This window comes from Rahnella victoriana (assembly GCF_004330295.1).
GTDB classification, from domain to species: domain Bacteria; phylum Pseudomonadota; class Gammaproteobacteria; order Enterobacterales; family Enterobacteriaceae; genus Rahnella; species Rahnella victoriana.
In genome coordinates this window covers 82,166-103,951 of the sequence record NZ_SJOJ01000007.1, presented here as the reverse complement: position 1 = coordinate 103,951, position 21,786 = coordinate 82,166, and the positions used below count along the sequence as shown (strand labels likewise).

The following is a 21,786-nucleotide window of genomic DNA, read 5'->3' as shown; positions in this document are numbered from 1 at the left end:
ACCATTCAGACGATGAATAACTGTTTAAAAATAAGGCAGAAACACAGCAACTGTGACAGTCATACGGCAGATGATGTACTATCGCGAACATCATTGCCTCGTGTAAGCCGCCTTAATGCGCCAGCGGGTGCAAGCTTCCTAAATTTCCAAAACGATAACGCCACGGGTCTGAGGATTAAACATCAATGAGCGAAATGACTCATGACGGAACAGAGCGTTTAGCTCTGCACACGTTTACTGAGAACGCCTATCTCAACTATTCCATGTACGTCATCATGGACCGCGCGCTGCCGTTTATCGGTGACGGGCTCAAACCGGTGCAGCGCCGTATTATTTATGCGATGTCCGAGCTGGGCCTGAGTAATAACGCCAAATTCAAAAAATCCGCGCGTACCGTCGGTGACGTGCTGGGTAAATACCATCCGCACGGCGACAGCGCCTGCTACGAAGCCATGGTGCTGATGGCACAGCCCTTCTCATACCGTTATCCGCTGGTTGACGGGCAGGGGAACTGGGGTGCGCCGGATGATCCGAAATCCTTCGCCGCGATGCGTTATACCGAATCGCGTCTGTCAAAATATGCCGAAGTGCTGTTACGCGAATTAGGTCAGGGAACGGTGGATTACGTGCCGAACTTTGACGGCACCATGCAGGAGCCGAAAATGCTGCCTGCGCGTCTGCCGAATATTCTGCTCAACGGCACCACCGGTATCGCCGTCGGTATGGCGACGGATATTCCGCCGCATAACGTCCGCGAAGTGGCTGCTGCTGCGGTCGCCTTGCTGGAGAAGCCAAACAGCTCGCTCGAAGATTTGCTGGAATTCGTTCAGGGGCCGGATTTCCCGACGGAAGCCGAGATCATCACGCCGCGCCACGAAATCCGCAAAATGTACGAATCGGGCAAAGGCTCGGTGCGCATGCGTGCGGTGTGGCATAAAGAAGACGGCAGTGCGGTGATCACCGCCTTACCGCATCAGGTGTCCGGCGCGAAAGTGCTGGAGCAAATCGCCAGCCAGATGCGTGCCAAAAAGCTGCCGATGGTGGAAGACCTGCGCGACGAATCCGATCACGAAAACCCGACCCGTCTGGTGGTGGTGCCGCGATCTAACCGTATCGATCTGGATCAGGTGATGAACCACCTGTTCGCGACCACCGATCTGGAACGCAGCTACCGCATCAACATGAACATGATCGGGCTCGATCACCGTCCGCAGGTTAAGGGGCTGCTGGAGATTCTTACGGAATGGCTGGCTTACCGTCGCGAAACGGTACGCCGCCGTCTGAACTACCGTCTCGATAAAGTCCTGAAACGCCTGCATATCCTCGAAGGTTTGCTGACCGCGTTCCTCAATATCGACGAAGTGATCCACATCATCCGTACCGAAGATGAGCCGAAGCCGGTGCTGATGCAGCGTTTCGAACTGTCGGACACGCAGGCGGAAGCGATCCTCGAGTTGAAATTACGTCATTTGGCGAAACTCGAAGAAACCAAAATCCGCGGTGAGCAGGATGAACTGGCAAAAGAGCGCGATCAGTTGCAGGCGCTGCTGGCGTCAGAACGCAAACTGGGCACGCTGATCCGCAAAGAAATTCAGGCTGACGCGGAAGCCTTTGGTGACGATCGTCGTTCGCCGATCACTGAGCGCGAAGAAGCCAAAGCGATGAGCGAGCACGATTTTATTCCGTCCGAGCCGGTCACGATTGTGCTGTCAGAATCCGGCTGGGTGCGCAGCGCCAAAGGCCACGACATTGATGCCTCCGGCCTGAGCTACAAAGCGGGCGACAGCTTCCGTGCGGCGGCGAAAGGCAAGAGCAATCAGCCTGTGGTGTTTATGGACTCCACCGGCCGCAGCTATGCGCTTGATCCGACCACGTTGCCGTCGGCGCGCGGTCAGGGTGAACCGCTGACCGGTAAACTGACACCGCCGCCGGGCGCGACCATTGAACATGTGCTGATGGCGGCGGACGACCAGAAACTGCTGATGGCGTCCGATGCGGGTTATGGCTTTGTCTGTACGTTCAATGATTTAGTGGCGCGTAACCGTGCCGGTAAAGCGATGATCACCTTGCCGGAGAATGCGAAAGCCTTCCCGCCAATGGAGCTGCATGGCGATGATGACATGCTGCTGTCGATCACTGCCGCAGGCCGTATGCTGATGTTCCCGGTCGCCGATCTGCCGCAGTTGTCGAAAGGCAAAGGTAATAAAATTGTTTCAATTCCGTCTGCACAGGCAGCCAGCGGCGAAGATAAACTGCAATGGCTGCTGGTGCTGCCACCGCAAACGTCGATCACCTTGCATGTCGGTAAACGTAAACTGGTTCTCCGTCCGGAAGACCTGCAGAAATTCCGCGCCGAACGTGGCCGTAAAGGAACCCTTCTGCCACGCGGTCTGCAACGTATCGATCGTGTTGAAGTCGATGCGCCTGTCCGCACCGGTGGCGGTGACAGCGAAGAATAAGACCGCTGTTGACCGGTAAAAGTCAGGGCACATTTGTGCCCTGAACTCTTTTCAGGGAATTCAGTGGCCTGAGACTGTTGTGCAGTGCAAAGATTTTACATTTGTAGCAATAAAACCGTTGTGCCGTGTTGAATGAGGCTTGAGAATAGTTCACCGCACAGGGAGCGAAACTGCACAGGTTTCTTACCGGCTTCGGCTGTAGTTTTAAGAGGATGTTATGTTATTTATTTTGCGTCTGATTATCGTGGTGGTTTACTCGATTCTGGTCAGTGTTTTTGGTTGCATCTATTGTCTTTTCAGTCCGCGCAACCCGAAACATGTGTCGACTTTCGGTAAGCTGTTTGGTCGTCTGGCACCGGTATTTGGCCTTCGCGTCGAAAAACGTATTCCGGCAGAAGCCGTGAATAACGGCAACTGTATTTATATTGCCAACCATCAGAACAATTACGACATGGTGACGGCCTCTTCCGTCGTTATGCCCGGAACAGTGACGGTGGGCAAAAAAAGTCTGGCCTGGATCCCGTTTTTTGGTCAGCTGTACTGGTTAACCGGTAACCTGCTGATTGACCGTGATAACCGCGCCAAAGCGCACGGTACTATCGCGCAGGTGGTCAGCCAGATTAAGAAAAAGAATCTGTCGATCTGGATGTTCCCGGAAGGCACCCGCAGCCGTGGCCGCGGTCTGATGCCGTTCAAAACCGGGGCGTTCCATGCGGCGATTGCCGCCGGCGTGCCGATCGTGCCGATTTGCGTGTCGAACACCAGCAATAAGGTGAAGCTGAACCGCTGGTCAAACGGGCTGGTGATTGTCGAAATGCTGCCCCCGATCGACACCAGCGGATACACCAAAGAGCGCCTGCGCGAATTGTCGGAGCATTGTCGTCAGATCATGGCGGATAAAATCGCTGAGCTGGATGCCGAAGTCGCACAACGCGAAGCTGCCGCAAAAAAATAAAAGTTATCACACGTCATTTAATGCCCGTTGCCATTGATGGCGACGGGTCATCACTTTTGTTTTCATGGAGAAGATATGTCACTCAGTCGTCGCTCGTTCCTGCAAGCCTCCGGCGTGGCTCTTGCCGCAGGTGCTCTGCCTTTAAAAGCAGAAGCGAGTGGTTCGCAACCGGCATTACCTGTTCCCCCGCTGCTGGAATCCCGTCGCGGGCAACCGCTGTTTCTGACGTTGCAGGCCGCGCACTGGTCATTCCTCGGCGGCGCGAAAGCACCGGTCTGGGGCATCAACGGCATGTACCTCGGCCCGACCGTCAAAGTACACAGCGGTGATGACGTAAAACTGATCTACAGCAACCGTCTGGCTGAACCGGTTTCCATGACCGTCAGTGGTTTGCTCGAGCCTGGCACCCTGACCGGCGGCGGCGCGCGCATGATGCAGCCGGGTGTCGACTGGTCGCCGGTATTACCTATCCGTCAGGCTGCCGCCACCTGCTGGTACCACGCGAATACGCCGAACCGTATGGCACCGCACGTCTATAACGGGCTGGCGGGCATGTGGATCGTGGAGGATGAAGTCAGCAAGAATCTGCCGTTACCGAATCACTACGGCGTGGATGACTTCCCGATCATCATTCAGGACAAGCGTCTGGACGGTTTCGGTGTACCGCAATATGACACGCCCGCGTCCGGCGGTTTCTTTGGCGACACCATGCTGGTCAACGGCGTACAAAGCCCGTTCGTCGAGGTTTCACGCGGCTGGGTGCGCCTGCGTTTACTGAATGCGTCGAATGCCCGTCGTTACGAACTGAGCATGACCGACAACCGCGCGTTCCACGTCGTGGCCTCTGATCTCGGTTTCCTGCCTGCGCCAATGACGGTAAAACGTCTGTCGCTCGGGCCGGGTGAACGCCGTGAAGTGCTGGTGGATATGTCGCAGGGCGAAGAAGTGTCGATTACTGCCGGTGAAGCCGCAGGCGTGATGGACAGACTGCGCGGCCTGTTTGAGCCGTCGAGTATTCTGGTGTCGACCATTGTGCTGACCCTGAAACCGACCGGCCTGTTGCCGCTGGTGACCGACAATCTGCCGATGCGTTTGCTGGCCGATCAGATCCTCTCCGGCAATGTTGTCCGCACCCGTGACATCCGTTTAGGCGACAGTGATCCGGGGATTAACGGCGCGCTGTGGGACATCAACCGCATTGACCTGACTGCGCAGCAAGGCACCTGGGAACGCTGGACGATCCACGCGGATATGCCGCAGACCTTCCATGCCGAAGGCGTGTCCTTCCTGGTGAAAAGCGTCAACGGCGCCGCGCCACTGGTGGAAGATGCCGGATTCAAAGACACGGTCTGGGTCGATGGTGATGTCGAACTGCTGGTGTATTTCAATCAGCCGTCGTACGACCATTTCCCGTTTGTCTATCGCAGCGGCGCGCTGGAACTGGCTGACCGCGGTTCTGCGGCGAACATGCTGGTTCAGCCGTCGATGTAAGCCCAAAGTCCCCATAAAACAAAAACCCGCTCCGGCGGGTTTTTGTTTTATGGCTTACCGTGCGTAAAAGCCTACAGGCCTTTTTCCGGATCCGGCCCCAGACGGTGTTCTTTGTCCAGTTTGGTGACTTCCGCCAGTTCTTCCTTCTCCAGTTTAAAATCAAACACGTCGAAGTTTTCACGGATGCGTTTTGGCGTCACCGATTTCGGGATCACGATCAGCCCGTTATCTAAATGCCAGCGGATGACAATCTGTGCAGGCGTTTTGTCGTATTTCTCCGCCAGCTTCTGGATCAGCGGCTGATCAAATACGCCTTCGCCACCCTGTGCCAGCGGGCTCCAGGATTCGGTGGCGATGGTGTGCGTGGCATTCCAGGCATGAAGCTGGCGCTGCTGCATCAGCGGGTGTAACTCAATCTGATTCACGACAGGGAAAATGCCGGTCTCATCTTTCAGCTTCTGCAAATGCTGCAGCGGGAAATTACACACGCCGACACTCTTCGCCAGACCTTGCTCTTTCAGCTTCAGCAGGGCTTTCCAGGCCTCGACATAATGGCCCTGCGCCGGTTGCGGCCAGTGGATCAGGTACAGATCGACATAATCGGTCCGCAGCTTTTTCAGGCTGGTTTCCAGCGCCTGTGGGGCATTCAGCTGATCGTCATTCCACAGTTTGGTGGTGATAAACAGCTCTTCGCGTGGCACGAGGTTAGCGGCAATGGCTTCGCCGACGCCTTCCTCATTTTTGTAGATGGCGGCGGTATCAATATGGCGATAACCGGTTTCAATCGCCGTTTTCACCGCGCTGGTGGCTTCCTGATTACTGGCTTTCCATACGCCAAGTCCTAACTGAGGCATCAGATTGCCATCGTGAAGTTTAATGATGGGTTGCGTTGCCATGAGTTTCTCCTTTCAGGGCAGAGTGCCCGCCGGAATGCACGGGCGCTATGTTGGGATTGACGTTAAGTCTAGTTAACGAAACGGCATCTTGCTGAGCAGGCTACGTATTTATAGACCCGGAAGATCCTTATGCGTTCATATCGAGTATCACGCGATAGCGCGCTTTGCCGTCGTGCAGGTGTTCTACCGCCTCGTTGATTTTGCTCAGCGGGAAGTGCTCCACCTGCGGCGCAATCTGATGACGGGCGCAGAACGCCAGCATGTCGGCCAGACGTGAAGGGGAACCGGTAGGTGAACCGGACACCTGAGCCTGTTTGCTGATCAGCGCCATCACATGCAGCGGCACGGCTTCCGGCACCACGCCGACAAAGTGCAGGCGGCCTTTCGGTGCCAGCGTGGCGATGAAGGCGTCCCAGTCCAGCGATGCATTGGCGGTGACCATGATGAAATCCAGCTCACCAGCAATGTCCTTCAGCGCCTCACTGTCACGGGTGGCGACCACGCGGTGCGCGCCCAGTGACAAGGCTTCATCACGTTTCGCCAGTGAGGAGGTAAACGCGGTGACCTCGCAGCCCCACGCATTCAGAAAGCGCAGCGCCATGTGGCCTAAACCGCCGATACCGACCACGCCGACGCGGTGCGTGGGCAGTACGCCGAATTGCAGCAGCGGGTTGAAGACGGTGATGCCGCCACAGAACAGCGGACCGGCGCTGGTGATATCCACGCCTTCCGGCAGCGGGATCGCCCACGCCCAGTGGCTGCGGATGCGGTCAGCGAAACCGCCGTGATGACCGATAATGGTGGCTTCCACATCGTGGCACAGATGCTGATCGCCGGACATACAAGGGTGACAGTGCATACAACTGCCACGGTTCCAGCCCACGCCGACAATCTGGCCGACCTTCAGCCCTTTGTTTTGCGCGTGATGACCGATTTTGACGATTTTACCGACCACTTCATGGCCCGGTACAAACGGATATTGCGTGATGCCCCAGTCGTTATTGAGCATCGACAGATCCGAATGGCAGACGCCGCAGTAATCAATGGCCACTTCGATTTCTTCATCACCGATCGGACCGGCATCAAACGGGAAAGCTTCCAGCGGCTGTTTCGGGCCGGCAGCGGCCCAGGCATTAAACGTATTTTCAGCAGCAACGGGTGCGGACATACAATCCTCCAGATTGGGATGTGAGGCGAAACATGAATTGAAATAAGGCGTTATCGGGAAATTGAATCGTTGACCGAAGCACGGTCAGGATCTGCGAATGAAAGTGCGTTCATACAGACTAGCAGTTCATCGCATTTATGCAGGTGTGTCCCCCTGCGGAAGGCAACACCACTGTAAGAGAAAACGGACAGCAGGATGATGCACAATTCTGCCTGAGTCTTGCCTGATTCTGCTTGTCTCTGTAGGAAAGTACGGGGTTATGGCAGAATCAGTGCCAGTTTATTGAATGTGTGGAGCGGAATGATGGAAAACGTGAACAGCCTGTGCGCCCGCATGGCAAACCGGGTCGCGCAACTCAGCGGAGATAAAAACCTCACGCCGTCGGCGGTGCCGCAGGTCACGCTGATGTACACCACGCGCTATCATCCGCGTCAGCCGGTTTTGTACAATCCCGGCGTGGTCATCCTCTTTCAGGGGCGCAAAGTGGGTTATCTGGGCAAGAAAACCTTCTCCTATGATCCGCATAATTATCTGATGCTGACCGTGCCGCTGCCGTTTGAATGTGAGACGTTCAGCAGCCCGGAAGAGCCGCTGGCCGGTATCCAGATCAGCATTGATAACCTGATGTTGCAGGATCTGCTGATGGATATGGGGGACGAAAGTGTGGTGCGCCAGAAAGAGCCGTCAACCGGCATCAACTCCGGCGTGCTGGACGGCGATATTCTGTGTGCCACCGAGCGCCTGCTGGATGTGATGGATAAGCCGCTGCATGCCCGCATTCTGGGGCCGAAAATTATCCGCGAGATCCTGTTCTTTATTCTCACCAGTGAGAACGGCGGGGCGTTGCAGGCGCTGGTAAACCGTCATACCCATTTCAGCCAGATTGCCAAATCCCTGCGCCGCATTGAGGCGCAGTACGCCGACAACCTCAGCGTGGAAGCGCTGGCCAGCGAAGTGAACATGAGCATTTCGGCGTTTCACCATAACTTCAAAGCAGTGACCAGCACCTCGCCGTTGCAGTACCTGAAAACTTACCGTCTGCACCGGGCGCGGACGCTGATGATTTTTGACGGCGTGAAAGCCAGCGTGGCGGCATTACAGGTCGGCTACGAAAGCGCGTCACAATTCAGCCGTGAATTTAAACGTTATTTTGGCGTGACGCCGAGTGATGAGATGGCGCGCCTGCGCGAAGGGAGTTCCGGTGTGCTGGCGCTGGCGGATGTGGCGTTTAAAGCCTGAGTCCGCGGCTCAGAAGCGGCATTTGCGTTTCTTCCAGATCACCACCAGCCCGCCAGCCAGACCGATGACCAGCAGCAGAACCGGTAAAATCATCAGCCCCGCCATGACCTGATCTTCATGGCGTTTGACCAGCGGAATGTGGCTCAGCGCGAAACCGATGGTGATCACCACGCCAACCCACAGGATGGCGCTCAGCCAGTTAAAGAACTGGAAGCGGGCATTGTTCAGCCCGGAGATGCCTGCCATGGTCGGCAACAGGGTGCGGATAAAGGCCAGAAAACGACCAACCAGCAGCGCCATCAGTCCGTGTTGGGTAAACATATGATGCGCCCGCTGATGATAATGCGCCGGTAGCTGTAACAGCCAGCCTTTGACCAGACGGGTATGTCCGAGCCATCGCCCCTGAATATAACTCAGCCAGCAGCCGAGGCTGGCGGCGGTAACCAGAATAATCAGGGTCGGGACGAAGCTCATCACGCCTTTGGCGATAAGCGCGCCGGTCAGCAGCAGCAGGCTGTCACCGGGCAGGAAAGAGGCGGGAAGCAACCCGTTTTCGAGAAACAGCGTGGCAAACAGGACGGCGTAAATCACCCAGAGAAGTTTCGGGTCGGCGAGCATACTGAAATCATGCTGCCAGAGCGCATGAAAAATGTCGCAAATAACTGCCATATTCTGTCCTGTTTCTGTTCATGAAAAACTGTCACTGAGCAGTGTACCGCGATTTGCGTCTGAAGACGTTGATCTGAGGCTACTGCGAAAAAGACAGAGTGCCCCGGCAACAATCACCGGAGCTATAGATAGCTTACAGATTATTCTCATTCTGCGGATGAAAATCCGACAGATACCTTACCGATCTGCGCGGCGTGTCGCAATCTCAGCGGTCAGGAGGCGGCGATCCGTTCAAATGCCGTTGAAAGATCGGCAATCAGGTCGTCACAGTTTTCCAGCCCGATGTGTAACCGCACCAGCGTGCCGGTGAAATCGACGGTTTCTGCCGGGCGTATAGCCTGGATCTCTTCCGGCTGATTGGCCAGAACCAGTGATTCAAAGCCGCCCCAGGAATAGGCCATGCTGAAATGTTCAAAATGGTCGAGGTAGTCGGAAAGCTGTTGTTTGTTCAGACGCTGTTTCAGCACGAAAGAGAACAGACCGCAGCTGCCGGTGAAATCGCGTTTCCAGAATTCATGGCCCTTGCTGCCGGGTAATGCCGGATGATTGACCACTGCGACTTCCGGGCGCTCTGCCAGCCACTGTGCGATGCGGATACTGCTTTCTGCATGCTGTTTCAGCCGTACGCCCATGGTGCGTAATCCCCGGCTTGCCACGTAAGCGGTGTCGGCGTCGACCATTTGCCCCATCAGATACGAGTGTTCCCGCAGTTGCGGCCAGCAACGGGCGTTAGAGACGGCGGTGCCAATCATGGCGTCCGAATGGCCGACGATATATTTGGTGCCCGCCTGAATCGAAATATCGATATCGAATTCCAGCGCTTTGAACAAAATGCCCGCCGCCCAGGTGTTGTCGATCATGATAACGACATCAGGATTGACCGCACGCACGGCGCTCACCATCGCCGGAATATCCGGGACTTCCATGGTGATGGAACCCGGTGATTCGAGGAACACCACTTTGGTATTGGGCTGCATCAGCGCACCCAGTTCCGCGCCGAGGTGGGCCGGGAAATAGGTGGTGGATACACCGAGTTTTTTCAGCACTTTTTCGCAGAAATCCTGCGTCGGTTCGTAGGCTGAACCGGCCACCAGAATATGATCGCCGCTGCTGACAAACGACAGCACCGCATTACTGACCGCCGCCGCGCCGCAAGGGTACAGCGCGCAACCCGCGCCGCCTTCCAGCTCGACCATCGCTTCCTGCAAAGAGAAGTGCGTCAACGTGCCGCGACGTCCGTAAAATAACTCGCCGTTGGCGCGGTTGGCGGTGGCGTGTTTTTTATCTGCCACGGTTTCAAACACCAGCGATGAGGCGCGCTGGATCACGGCATTCACTGAACCCTGGGTGAATTTCTTATTCCGCCCGGCGCTGACCAGCGCGGTCTCAATTTTCTTCGACGACATAATCCGTATTTCATCCTGTTATGTGGCGCGGCACGCTCTGGCATCCGCTGATATGTCATTAACTTAACATGATGAATTTCAGGGATCAGGCTTTTGGCCGGTGGATGAGAAAATTTCAGCAGCCCGGCCAAAAAAAAGCCCGTCATGACGACGGGCAAGGGAGAAATGCTTTTCCGGCGTCAGCCGGTGTAGACGCCGAACAGTTTGGGCAGGAACAGCGAAATCGTCGGGATATACGTCACCAGCATCAGCACCACGAACAGCACGCAGTAAAACGGCATCATGGATTTGACGACGTTTTCGATGCTCTGTTTACTCACCGCACTGGCGACAAACAGCACCGAGCCGACCGGCGGCGTGATCAGGCCGATCCCCAGATTCACCAGCATGATCATGCCGAAATGCACCGGATCGATGCCCAGCGACAACACCACCGGCAGCAGCACCGGCGTCAGGATCAGAATGATCGGCGCCATGTCCATCAGCGTGCCGATCATCAGCAACATGATGTTGATCCACATGAGGATCACGTACTTGTTGTCCGAGATTGAGGTGAAGAATTCCGTGATGCGCATCGGCAACTGCATGTAGGTCATCACCGCGCCAAAGCTGGCGGCAAAGCCGATCAGAATCATCACGATACTGACGGTTTTCACCGTGCGGTACATCAGTTTCGGCAGCTCGCTCCATTTGTAATCGCGATAGATAAACATGGTGACGAAGAATGACCACAGACAGGCAATCGCCGCCGATTCCGTGGCGGTAAATATCCCGCTGAGAATACCGCCCATGATGATGACGACGGTCATCAGCCCCCACAGCGTGTCGATGAAAATCTTCAGCGCCTGGCGGAACGGCACGCGTTCACCTTTCGGGTATCCGCGTTTGTGCGCGAACATCACACACATCACCATCAGCGTCAGGCTGAGCAGCAGGCCGGGCAGAATACCGGCGATGAACAGCGCGGCGATCGACACCGTGCCGCCGGTTGCCAGCGAATAAATGACCGAGTTATGGCTGGGCGGTGTGAGGATCGCCTGTACCGAGCCGCTGGCGGTGACTGCCGCAGCAAAGTCTCGCGGGTAACCTTTTTTCTCCATTTCCGGGATCATCACCGAACCGATCGACGCCGTGTCGGCCACCGAGGATCCGGAAATCGCGCCAAAAAAGGTGGAGGCCACGATATTCACCAGCGACAGGCCGCCGCGGATAAACCCGACAAAGATGTAGGCAAAACTGACCAGCCGGCGGGCGATCCCTCCTTCGGCCATGATGGCACCCGCCAGAATAAAGAACGGGATCGCCAGCAGTGAAAATTTGTTCACGCCGTTGGTCAGCTGGATCATCAGCGCTTCAAACGGCAAATCAATCCACCAGGCTCCTGCCAGCGCACTCAGCCCGACGGCATAGGCGACCGGCACGCCAATCGCCAGCATCACCGCCAGTGTTAACAACAAGATTAATGCATCCATAACAGGCTCCGGTCAGGCGTCAGAATTGCCCAGTATCACCACAGGCCGCTGATGTTGCGGGCCGGCAATGATCTGCTCGATGATGAATAACAGCGTTAGCGCAGAACCTACAGGCAGCGGCAGATAGGTTTGTCCGGCGGTCAGCAGCGGGAATTCCGCCACCGGCTGTTGCCAGAGCTCGCTGCACAATTGCAGGCTGTACCAGAAAATAAACACGCTGATCGCCAGCATCATCAGGTCAGCCAGCAGGGCGGAGAATTTTTTCAGCGCAGGTGGCAGACGGTCGGTAACCATGGCGACGACGATGTGCGACCCGGCGCGGTAACTGACGGCAGCGCCGATAAAGGTGAACGTCACCATACACATGATCGCGATCGGTTCCGGCCACGACAGGGCGCTGTTCATGACGTAGCGGGCAAAAATGCCGATCGGGATCACCGCCACCATCAGCAGCAGAGCGATCCCGGCCAGCCACATCGCGCAGCGGTAAAGAATGTCCATCAGGGTGTGATAACTCGAAACCATAAATCCCCCGGCGAAAGATCAAAAAGAGGCAGCCCGCAGGCTGCCGGTATCAGGCGTTATTTGACGTCAGCGATTTGCTGCATCAGTTCCTGATGGTCTTTGCCGAATTCATCGCGCACGGATTGCGTGGCTTTGACGTAAGTCGCCGGGTCGATTTCATAGAATTTCACGCCGCCCGCTTTCATGGTGGCGAGGGCTTTCTCGTTATAGGCTTTCCACAGTTCGCGCTGCTCGTCCTGCGCTTCTTTTGCCAGTTTGAGGATCAGTTGCTGGTCTTCCGGTTTCAGCTTGTCCCATTTCACTTTTGAGTACAGGAACAGCTCAGGAATGATGAAGTGACGGCTGTAGGTGTAGTTTTTCACCACCGGCAGATAGTTATGGGCGACGAAGGTTGGCGGATTGTTTTCGGTGCCGTCGATAACCCCGGTCTGCATGCCGCTGAACACTTCACTGACGCCCATCGCCACCGGGTTTGCGCCCATGGCTTTCAGCGTCGCCAGGGCGATCGGGCTGCCCTGCACACGGATTTTCATGCCGTGCAGATCTTCCGGTTTCACCACCGGCTGTTTGGTGATCAGGTTACGCGTGCCGCCATCCATCCAGCCGAGGAACACCAGACGGGAATTCGGGTTGTTAGTAATTTTGTCGCCGATTTCTTTACCGATCTGACCGTCCAACACTTTGTGCATGTGGTCTTCATCGCGGAAAATATAGGGCAGGGTGAAGACGTTAATTTCCGGCAAAATCGACGCCACTGGCGTCATCGAGACACGGATGATGTCCAGCGCACCGAGCTGCGCCTGTTCAATTTCCTGTTTTTCATCACCCAGCACGCCGCCGGGGAATGTTTTGATTTCCAGTCTTCCGTCAGTTTGTTTTTGCAGTTTTTCGCCCATGTGCTGAACGGCGACCACATTCGGATAACCTTGCGGATGGACATCCGCGGCTTTCAGTGTCTGCGCCGACAGGCCATGGGTGAATAAAAGGGTCGCGGAACTCAGGCAAAGGCTGAGAAGTGCTTTTTGCATTTTCATCAGTTTGTCTCCAGGGTACTCGGTAAGGGAACGGAAAAATGACACCAAAAAATGAACCGTGCTGATGCGCAGGGCATCGGGTGCATGTAGTTATATCGGGCGAATTAACCTTTTAAATGAAATGGATAACAGACATGCCTTTGTAGGGTCTCCGCCTGTGAACTGCACTTTATCCTATTTATATCTGCGCGGTATTTGAGCATTATCACAAACTTATAACAGATGTAAAATGGTGTTACTTTTTATTTAAAATGTTGTTTTAACTTTAGTAATTGGGATTAGCTGATTGATTTACCGCCATATTTTTTAGAAAAGTGTGACGGGGATTAAATTGTTCACGCCGTGTTCAATCAGGAAAAACCTTGTCATCCGTCAACGACACACCGGCATTCAGGTTGCACAATGTAAATAATAATGAGAACGACTATCAATTAGGGCTTTTTCTTTGATATCATTCGGCGTTATTCATTCCTTCTACACACTGATTCTGGCTGGAGGCGACGCGTGAAAACGGCTCGCAATAAGATGAAAGAGGCGACCTCATTACTGATGTCGTTAATGTTGGTTGCTGGCTTAAGCGGCAACGCGATGGCGGCACCTGCGACGCCGGCAGCACAAGCGGTCACGTCTGCGGCAACGCAACCGGCCCCGGCGGCAGAGACTCCGGCTCCGGCGACAGCCGATGCCACCCCAGCCCCGGTGATGCAACCTGCTCCGACGGAAGCGACCCCAGTGATCCCTACCGATTTGTCTGTGTTGGGCATGTACCATCACGCTGATGTGGTGGTGAAAACGGTGATGATCGGTTTGCTGCTGGCCTCTGTCGTCACCTGGGCATTGTTGTTCAGTAAAGGTGCAGAAGTGTTCACCGGCAAACGCCGCATGCGCCGCGAGTTTGATGCGCTGTCTTCCGTCCGCACGCTGGACGAAGCCGCTGAGCAGGCTGAAAGCTTCGCCGCCAGCAGCATCAGCGCCCAGATGATCCGCGATGCGCAGAACGAACTTGAATTGTCTGCCGGTTCGACCGACAACAACGGCATTAAAGAACGTACCGGTTTCCGCCTTGAGCGTCGCGTCAGCGCCGCAGGCCGTTACATGGGACGTGGCAACGGTATTCTGGCGACCATCGGGGCCATCTCGCCATTCGTCGGTCTGTTCGGTACGGTGTGGGGCATCATGAACAGCTTCATCGGTATCGCCCAGACACAAACCACTAACCTGGCGGTTGTGGCACCGGGTATCGCCGAAGCCTTGCTGGCGACGGCAGTAGGTCTGGTGGCAGCCATCCCTGCGGTGGTGATCTACAACATTTTCGCCCGTACCATTACTTCTTACCGTCATCAGGTAGGCGATGTGGCGGCGCAGATTATCCTGTTACAGGGCCGTGATTTGGATCTGGCTGCCAGCGAAGGCGATGCGCCACGCGGTCAGACAGGTCAGTTACGCGTAGGGTAAGAACAGATTATGGCTATTCGGTTAAACGACGATATCGACGAAAGCGGTGAAATGCATGACATCAACGTCACGCCTTTTATCGACGTCATGCTGGTGTTGCTGATCATCTTCATGGTGGCGGCACCGCTGGCTACCGTGGATGTGCGGGTGGATTTACCGGCTTCGACGGCGAAACAGCAGCCGCGTCCGGAGAAACCGATCTTCCTGTCAGTGAAAGCGGACAAGCAACTGTTCCTCGGCGATACGCCGGTCAACAGCAGCAACCTGACCGCCATGCTGGATCAGCGTACTCAGGGCAATAAACAGAGTACGATTTTCTTCCGCGCGGATAAGAGTGTCGATTACGAAACGCTGATGAGCGTGATGGATAACCTGCGGAAAGCCGGTTACCTGAAAGTCGGGCTGGTTGGTGCAGAACAAACCGGTGCCGCTGCGGCGCAGTAAGTTCTCCCTCAGATCCGAAATACCAAAAAGGCCAGCAATGCTGGCCTTTCGTTTATCGGTAAAACGGTCACTCAGGTCACCGGTGCCGGGTTAAATACCGCCAGCGCATTGTGGATGCCCCAGGTGTCTGACCAGGTTTTCTTGCGGCCGCTGGCGATGTCCAGAATGAAGTGGAACAACTCCCAGCCCACATCCTCGATGGTCGCATCCCCGGTTGCAATCGTCCCGGCGTTGATGTCCATCAGATCGTGCCAGCGGTTTGCCAGCGTGGTGCGGGTCGCCATTTTAATCACCGGTACTGCCAGCAGGCCGTACGGCGTGCCGCGACCGGTGGTGAATACCTGTACGGTGATCCCGGAAGCCAGTTGCTGGGTTCCGCAGACAAAATCGCTGGCAGGCGTGGCGGCGTAAATCAGCCCTTTTTTCGTCGGGCGCTGGCCCGGAGACAACACTTCGGAAATCGCGCTGGTGCCGGATTTGGCAATCGAACCCAGTGCCTTTTCAACCACGTTAGCCAGACCGCCTTTTTTGTTGCCCGGCGACGGATTGGCGCTGCGGTCGGTTTGTCCCATCGACAGATAATCATCGTACCAGGCCATTTCTTCCAGCAGGCGTTTACCCACTTCGACATCCGCGGCGCGCGGGGTCAGCAGATGGATGGCATCGCGGACTTCCGTCACTTCCGAGAACATCACGGTGGCACCGCAGCGCACCAGCAAATCAGAGGCGTAACCGACTGCCGGATTGGCCGTGACGCCGGAGAAGGCATCGCTGCCGCCACACTGCGTACCGACCACCAGATCGGAAGCCGGGCAGGTTTCGCGCTGGCGACGGTTCAGGCGCTCAAGATGGAATTGTGCGACGGTCAGGATATCGTCCACCATCGACTGGAAGCCGACATGTTGCTCATCCTGCAAACGCACAATGTGCGTGTCATCGAGCGAAATCGCCTGCACATCCGGCGTGCCTTCCAGCAGGCGCTCCGGTTGTAATTTCTCACAACCCAGGCCGACCACCATCACCTCGCCGCCAAAGTTCGGGTTCAGCGCCAGATTGTGGATGGTGCGGATCGGCACGATCGCCGCCGGGGCGTTAATCGCCACACCGCAGCCGTACAGGTGATTCAGCGCCACGACGCCATCGACATTGGGGAATTTGGGCAGTAAATCACGTTCAATGATTTTCACCACGTAATCCACCACGCCCGCCACACAGTGCACGCTGGTGGTGATCCCCAGCAGATTTTTAGTGCCGACGCTGCCGTCGGCATTGCGGTAACCTTCGAAGGTATAACCTTCCAGCGGGGGTAATTCTGGCGGTACGCGGGTCGCCAGCGGCAGGCTGTTCAGCTCAGGCGCAACCGGTAATTCCACCAGCGATTCGTCAATCCAGCCGCCCTGCGCGATATCCCTTACGGCATAACCAATCACTTCACCATAACGAATAATATCGCCGCCTTTGGCAATTGGATCTAAAGCGACTTTATGGCCTTGCGGAATATGCTCAATTAATTCCAGACCATTGGCAAATCGGGTGCCGGCTTTTAAGCCGTTGTCATTCACAATAATGGCCACGTTATCGCTTTCATGCACTTTAATAAAAAGAGCTTCGGTGGCGTGTTCTTTATCTTTATTACGTGACATAACTGTCTCCGCGTTTATTAAACATCCCGGAAAAAATTCCGGTTAATTCTCTGAAGTTGACGCTCAATAATGCTCTTGTCAAACATGCTCTGGTGATACAGGGTATGGCGTCCATTATAAGGCAGTCTTCCGGGAACCTCATTGTGCAACTGACCAGCTTTTTGCCTGATGAACGTCATTCTGTGTGGCAGGTGACAGAATAAATGTGATGCAAATCACCCTTTGATTTGCGCGGTTATCGCCACCGCACAATCTGTGATTCTCCTCCCACAGCGATGTGTGGATGCAAAAGAATAGTCATCATCTGTGGGACGATTCTTGGGCGAATGCACAGTGTTATTTCGGGACCTCTTTTTTATACTGTATTGGCCCTCTGAAGGTGACGTTAAAAGTAATACAGGTAAATTTCAGGCAATCATAAACAGAGTGTTAATTGCCTGCTTCGTATAAAGGAACTGAACGGTGAATAACCACAGGTGAATAAAGCAACGTTATTCCGCCAGCGGTAAGTTCCCTGAAAAAGTTTCGTATTATGACAATGAGGGTCACCATGAACATTCAATCCGAGTCACGGGCAATCGCGCAAAGTAAGGTGCGGACCCATATCCGTTACTATATTTTGCTGATTATCTTTCTCATCACGGCGGTGAATTACGCCGACCGTGCAACGCTTTCTATCGCTGGTACCGAGGTCGCGCGTGAGCTGGGCCTGGATGCTGCCGACATGGGACAAATTTTTGCCGCGTTCGGCTGGGCTTATCTGATTATGCAGCTGCCCGGCGGCTGGTTACTGGACCGGTTTGGTTCCAAAAAAGTGTACACCTACAGTCTGTTCTTCTGGTCGCTGTTCACCCTGTTACAGGGCTTTGTCGGCTGGTTCCCGCTGGCATACGGCGCTTTGACGCTGTTTATGCTGCGCTTTATGCTCGGCTTCTCTGAAGCGCCTTCTTTCCCTGCCAACGCCCGTATCGTGGCGGCCTGGTTTCCGACCACGGAGCGCGGCACGGCTTCGGCAATATTTAACTCCGCGCAGTATTTCTCGCTGGCGCTGTTCTCACCGTTGCTCGGCTGGCTGACCTACGCCTGGGGCTGGGAACATGTCTTTATCGTCATGGGCGTGATTGGCTTTGTGCTGACGCTGGTGTGGATCAAATTCATCCATAACCCGCCGGAGCATCCGAATATCTCCAAAAGCGAACTGGAATTCCTGAAAGACGGCGGCGCGGTGGTTGATATCGACCACAAGAAAACGGACACGGCGAAAAGTGGCCCGAAATGGAGTTACGTTCGCCAGATGTTGAGCAGCCGCATGATGCTGGGGATCTTCTTCGGGCAGTATTTCATCAACAGTATTACGTGGTTCTTCCTGACCTGGTTCCCGATTTATCTGGTTCAGGAAAAGGGCATGTCTATTCTTAAAGTCGGGATGATTGCGGCTATCCCGGCACTGTGTGGTTTTGCCGGTGGCGTACTGGGCGGCGTGTTCTCAGATTACCTGATCCGACGCGGTTACTCGCTGACCGTGGCACGTAAAATTCCTATCGTGCTGGGCATGTTGTTAGCCACCAGCATCATCTTGTGTAACTACACCGACAACAACGCCCTGGTGGTGACCCTGATGGCGCTGGCGTTCTTCGGTAAAGGCTTCGGGGCGCTGGGCTGGCCGGTGATTGCCGATACCGCGCCGAAAGAAGTCATCGGCCTGTGCGGCGGCATTTTCAACGTGTTCGGCAACGTGGCTTCTATCGTCACGCCACTGGTGATCGGCTACATGGTGAAAGGCCTGCATTCATTCAACATGGCATTAATTTTTGTGGGCTGTTCAGCACTGATGGCGATGCTTTGCTATCTGCTGGTGGTCGGCGATATCAAACGTCTGGAACTTAAGAAACAGTAAATTGTGATGCGGGGCATTCCGGGCTTCCGGCTCTGCCCCCTTTGATGAGGTCAGATATCAGATATGAGTAATCAAATGATTCCCAACCGTTTTCGCCAGGATTTGTTGCAAGGGAAAACCCTGATTGGTTGCTGGTCAGCATTGTGCAGCCCGATTACCACTGAAGTGCTGGGCGTGGCGGGTTTTGACTGGCTGCTGCTCGATGGCGAACATGCGCCGAATGATGTCACGACGTTTGTGCCGCAACTGATGGCGCTGAAAGGCAGCCGCAGCGCGCCGGTCGTTCGTCCGCAGTTCAATGATCCGGTGGTGATTAAGCGTCTGCTGGATATCGGTTTCTACAATTTCCTGATCCCGTTTGTCGAAACGCAGCAACAGGCCGAACTGGCTGTGGCGTCAACCCGCTATCCGCCAGCAGGCATCCGTGGTGTCTCCGTTTCGCATCGCAGCAACATGTTCGGCACCGTGCCGGATTACTTCAACAGCATTAACGACAACATCGCGGTGATGGTGCAAATCGAAAGCCAGCAGGGCGTCGATAATCTGGATGCGATTGCTGCCGTTGACGGCATCGACGGCATTTTTGTTGGCCCGAGCGATCTGGCTGCGGGCATGGGGCATCTCGGCAACGCCGGGCACCCTGACGTGCAGGCCGCTATCCGTCACATCTTCGCGCGTGCAAAAGCACACGGCAAAGCCAGCGGCATTCTGGCACCGGTGGAAGCCGATGCGCGCCGTTATCTGGAATGGGGCGCGACCTTCGTGGCGGTCGGCAGTGATTTAGGCGTTTTCCGCGCCGGGACTCAGGCGCTGTGCGATCGCTTCACCCAGTGATCTGCTCTCAAACATCAATATAAAGAGGATACCCGAATGAAAATTGGCTTTATTGGTTTAGGCATCATGGGCAAGCCTATGAGCAAAAATCTGCTGAAAGCAGGTTACGAGCTGGTGGTGATGGACCGCAATCTGGATACCGTGGGCGAAATTGTAAAACTCGGCGCGACCGCCGCAGACACGCCAAAAGCGGTAGCCGCCGTCTCTGACGTGATCATCACTATGTTGCCGAACTCGCCGCAGGTGAAAGAGGTGGCGCTGGGCGAAAACGGCCTGATCGAAGGTGCGCGTCCGGGCACCATTTTCATCGACATGAGTTCCATTGCCCCGCTGGCAAGCCGTGAAATCAGCGAAGCGCTGGCCGCTAAACAAATCGCCATGCTCGATGCGCCGGTTTCCGGCGGCGAACCGAAAGCCATCGACGGCACCATGTCAGTGATGGTCGGCGGCGATAAAGCGGTGTTCGATAAATGCTATGAAATCATGAAGTCCATGGCGGGTTCGGTGGTGCATACCGGTGATATCGGCGCAGGCAACGTCACCAAACTGGCGAATCAGGTCATTGTGGCGCTGAACATTGCCGCGATGTCAGAAGCGCTGGTGCTGGCGACCAAAGCAGGCGTCGATCCTGATTTAGTTTTCCAGGCTATTCGCGGCGGTCTGGCGGGCAGCACCGTACTGGAAGCGAAAGCGCCAATGGTGATGGATCGCAATTTCAAACCGGGCTTCCGTATTGATTTGCACATCAAAGATTTAGCGAACGCGCTGGACACCTCACACGGCGTCGGTGCACAACTGCCTCTGACCTCGCTGGTCATGGAAATGATGCAGGCTCTGAAAGCGGATGGTCACGGGCAATCTGACCATAGCGCCATTGCACGCTATTATGAAACCTTAGCGAAGGTTGAAGTTACCCGTTAGTCTGCGGCGGCAACGTGGCCCTGAGTTGAGACTCGTTTCGCGTTGCCCTTCAGGCAGGATGCAAAACTGACAGGACGCTTTTCCACATCGGCGCGTGCAGTTTATGAAGGTAATGACTTTATGAAAATAGTGATCGCACCGGATTCATACAAAGAAAGTTTGTCTGCTTTGGATGTGGCAAAAGCCATCGAAAGTGGTTTCCGTGAGATTTTCCCCGAGGCGGAGTACGTCAAGCTGCCGGTTGCCGATGGCGGCGAAGGCACGGTCGAAGCGATGGTGGCGGCGACCGGCGGACGGGTGGTGAAGGTGAACGTCACCGGCCCGCTGGGCACGCCGCTGGAGGCTTTCTTCGGGCTTTCCGGCGATGAGAAAATCGCGTTCATCGAGATGGCGGCGGCCAGCGGACTGGAAAGCGTCCCGGTGGCGCAACGTAATCCGCTGAAAACCACGTCCTACGGCACGGGTGAGCTGATCCATTCGGCCCTCGATCATGGCGTGAAACACTGCATCATCGGGATTGGCGGCAGCGCCACCAACGATGGCGGCGCAGGCATGATGCAGGCACTGGGCGCGAAACTGCTGACCAAACAAGGCGAGTCGATTGGTCAGGGCGGCGGCGAACTGGAAAAACTGCATCACATTGATATCAGCGGGCTGGATCCGAGGATCAAAAAATGCCGTTTTGAAGTGGCCTGTGACGTGACAAATCCGCTGACCGGCAAGGACGGCGCGTCTGCCATCTTCGGCCCGCAAAAAGGCGCAACGCCGGAGATGATCGAACAGCTCGACGGGTATCTGCATCATTACGCCCGGGTGATCAAACAGGATCTGGGCATTGACGTGGAGAATGTTCCCGGTGCCGGTGCGGCCGGTGGCATGGGCGCGGCGCTTTACGGCTTCTGCCATGCCGAACTGCGTCAGGGGATTGAGATTGTCACCGACGCGCTGGGGCTGGATGCACTGGTGAAAGATGCGACGCTGGTGATCACCGGTGAAGGGCGGATTGACAGCCAGAGCATCAACGGCAAAGTGCCGATTGGTGTGGCGCGGGTGGCCAAGCGTTACAACAAGCCGGTGATTGGCATTGCAGGCAGTCTGACAAAAGATGTTGATGTCGTTTACGACCACGGTCTGGACGCCGTTTTCAGTGTGCTTTACAGCATTTGTACGCTGGACGATGCCCTGAAAAACGCCGCTGACAACCTGCGTAAATCAGCACGCAATATTGCCGCGACCATTAAGTTATCGCAAAAACTTTAACCACAGCAGTCAGGATAA

17 protein-coding genes and 1 pseudogene are annotated in these 21,786 nt (G+C 55.4%); 10 read left to right on the top strand and 8 right to left on the bottom strand.

Translation table 11 applies throughout. From position 1 onward, the window contains the following. Window positions 1-185: 185 nt before the first annotated feature. The 3 genes from parC to ftsP all read left to right on the top strand — a co-directional run bounded on the left by parC (window position 186) and on the right by ftsP (window position 4,905). Entirely contained in the window at window positions 186-2,459 is a 2,274-nt protein-coding gene (gene parC, locus EYY67_RS07995; protein WP_131693269.1) for a DNA topoisomerase IV subunit A, read from the top strand. Between the two features lie 217 nt (window positions 2,460-2,676). Further along, entirely contained in the window at window positions 2,677-3,414 is a 738-nt protein-coding gene (locus tag EYY67_RS07990; RefSeq protein WP_095923545.1) for a 1-acylglycerol-3-phosphate O-acyltransferase, read from the top strand. A 75-nt stretch (window positions 3,415-3,489) separates the two neighbouring features. Then, window positions 3,490-4,905, top strand: coding sequence for a cell division protein FtsP (gene ftsP / locus EYY67_RS07985; protein WP_095923544.1), 1,416 nt, complete (start codon window positions 3,490-3,492; stop codon window positions 4,903-4,905). Window positions 4,906-4,976: 71 nt separating this feature from the next. On the opposite strand, the gene dkgA is transcribed toward ftsP, so the two are convergent. Next, window positions 4,977-5,801 (bottom strand): 2,5-didehydrogluconate reductase DkgA, encoded by an 825-nt coding sequence (gene dkgA / locus EYY67_RS07980; protein ID WP_131693268.1) that lies wholly within the window; start codon window positions 5,799-5,801, stop codon window positions 4,977-4,979. 127 nt (window positions 5,802-5,928) lie between these two features. Further along, on the bottom strand, window positions 5,929-6,969 hold the full coding sequence (ahr, locus tag EYY67_RS07975) for an NADPH-dependent aldehyde reductase Ahr (protein WP_131693267.1): 1,041 nt from the start codon (window positions 6,967-6,969) through the stop codon (window positions 5,929-5,931). A gap of 303 nt (window positions 6,970-7,272) precedes the next feature. On the opposite strand from ahr, the gene EYY67_RS07970 reads away from it, so the two are divergent. Beyond that, the gene (locus EYY67_RS07970) at window positions 7,273-8,208 is read left to right on the top strand and encodes an AraC family transcriptional regulator (protein ID WP_095923541.1); all 936 of its coding nucleotides are present in this window, start codon (window positions 7,273-7,275) and stop codon (window positions 8,206-8,208) included. A 9-nt stretch (window positions 8,209-8,217) separates the two neighbouring features. On the opposite strand, the gene EYY67_RS07965 is transcribed toward EYY67_RS07970, so the two are convergent. The 5 genes from EYY67_RS07965 to EYY67_RS07945 form a co-directional block, all read right to left on the bottom strand. Beyond that, on the bottom strand, window positions 8,218-8,877 hold the full coding sequence (locus EYY67_RS07965; RefSeq protein ID WP_095923540.1) for a DedA family protein: 660 nt from the start codon (window positions 8,875-8,877) through the stop codon (window positions 8,218-8,220). Between the two features lie 212 nt (window positions 8,878-9,089). Further along, window positions 9,090-10,283, bottom strand: coding sequence for a cystathionine beta-lyase (gene metC / locus EYY67_RS07960; RefSeq protein WP_119823272.1), 1,194 nt, complete (start codon window positions 10,281-10,283; stop codon window positions 9,090-9,092). Between the two features lie 179 nt (window positions 10,284-10,462). Then, on the bottom strand, window positions 10,463-11,755 hold the full coding sequence (locus EYY67_RS07955; RefSeq protein WP_131693266.1) for a TRAP transporter large permease: 1,293 nt from the start codon (window positions 11,753-11,755) through the stop codon (window positions 10,463-10,465). Window positions 11,756-11,767: 12 nt separating this feature from the next. Then, complete coding sequence (locus EYY67_RS07950; protein WP_095923537.1) at window positions 11,768-12,280, bottom strand: TRAP transporter small permease; 513 nt, start codon at window positions 12,278-12,280, stop codon at window positions 11,768-11,770. 56 nt (window positions 12,281-12,336) lie between these two features. Then, window positions 12,337-13,314 carry a TRAP transporter substrate-binding protein gene (locus tag EYY67_RS07945; RefSeq protein ID WP_095923536.1) on the bottom strand — a complete coding sequence of 326 codons (978 nt, stop codon included), beginning with the start codon at window positions 13,312-13,314 and terminating at the stop codon, window positions 12,337-12,339. 525 nt (window positions 13,315-13,839) lie between these two features. On the opposite strand from EYY67_RS07945, the gene exbB reads away from it, so the two are divergent. Together exbB and exbD are read left to right on the top strand one after the other, a co-directional pair. Continuing rightward, complete coding sequence (exbB, locus tag EYY67_RS07940; RefSeq protein WP_229921253.1) at window positions 13,840-14,769, top strand: tol-pal system-associated acyl-CoA thioesterase; 930 nt, start codon at window positions 13,840-13,842, stop codon at window positions 14,767-14,769. Between the two features lie 9 nt (window positions 14,770-14,778). Continuing rightward, entirely contained in the window at window positions 14,779-15,213 is a 435-nt protein-coding gene (gene exbD / locus EYY67_RS07935; protein ID WP_095923534.1) for a TonB system transport protein ExbD, read from the top strand. 71 nt (window positions 15,214-15,284) lie between these two features. Here exbD and garD read toward each other — a convergent pair whose 3' ends face one another. Next, window positions 15,285-16,856 (bottom strand): galactarate dehydratase, encoded by a 1,572-nt coding sequence (gene garD, locus EYY67_RS07930; RefSeq protein WP_095923533.1) that lies wholly within the window; start codon window positions 16,854-16,856, stop codon window positions 15,285-15,287. Window positions 16,857-17,406: 550 nt separating this feature from the next. Here garD and EYY67_RS07925 point away from each other — a divergent pair. The 4 genes and pseudogenes from EYY67_RS07925 (at window position 17,407) to EYY67_RS07910 (ending at window position 21,768) form a co-directional block, all read left to right on the top strand. Next, window positions 17,407-18,753 (top strand): MFS transporter, encoded by a 1,347-nt coding sequence (locus EYY67_RS07925; protein WP_095923532.1) that lies wholly within the window; start codon window positions 17,407-17,409, stop codon window positions 18,751-18,753. 63 nt (window positions 18,754-18,816) lie between these two features. Beyond that, window positions 18,817-19,587, top strand: coding sequence for a 2-dehydro-3-deoxyglucarate aldolase (garL, locus tag EYY67_RS07920; protein ID WP_095923531.1), 771 nt, complete (start codon window positions 18,817-18,819; stop codon window positions 19,585-19,587). Window positions 19,588-19,614: 27 nt separating this feature from the next. Continuing rightward, a pseudogene (garR, locus tag EYY67_RS07915) lies at window positions 19,615-20,508 on the top strand (2-hydroxy-3-oxopropionate reductase); the annotation flags it as partial. A 120-nt stretch (window positions 20,509-20,628) separates the two neighbouring features. After that, on the top strand, window positions 20,629-21,768 hold the full coding sequence (locus EYY67_RS07910) for a glycerate kinase (protein WP_095923529.1): 1,140 nt from the start codon (window positions 20,629-20,631) through the stop codon (window positions 21,766-21,768). Window positions 21,769-21,786 lie beyond the last annotated feature (18 nt).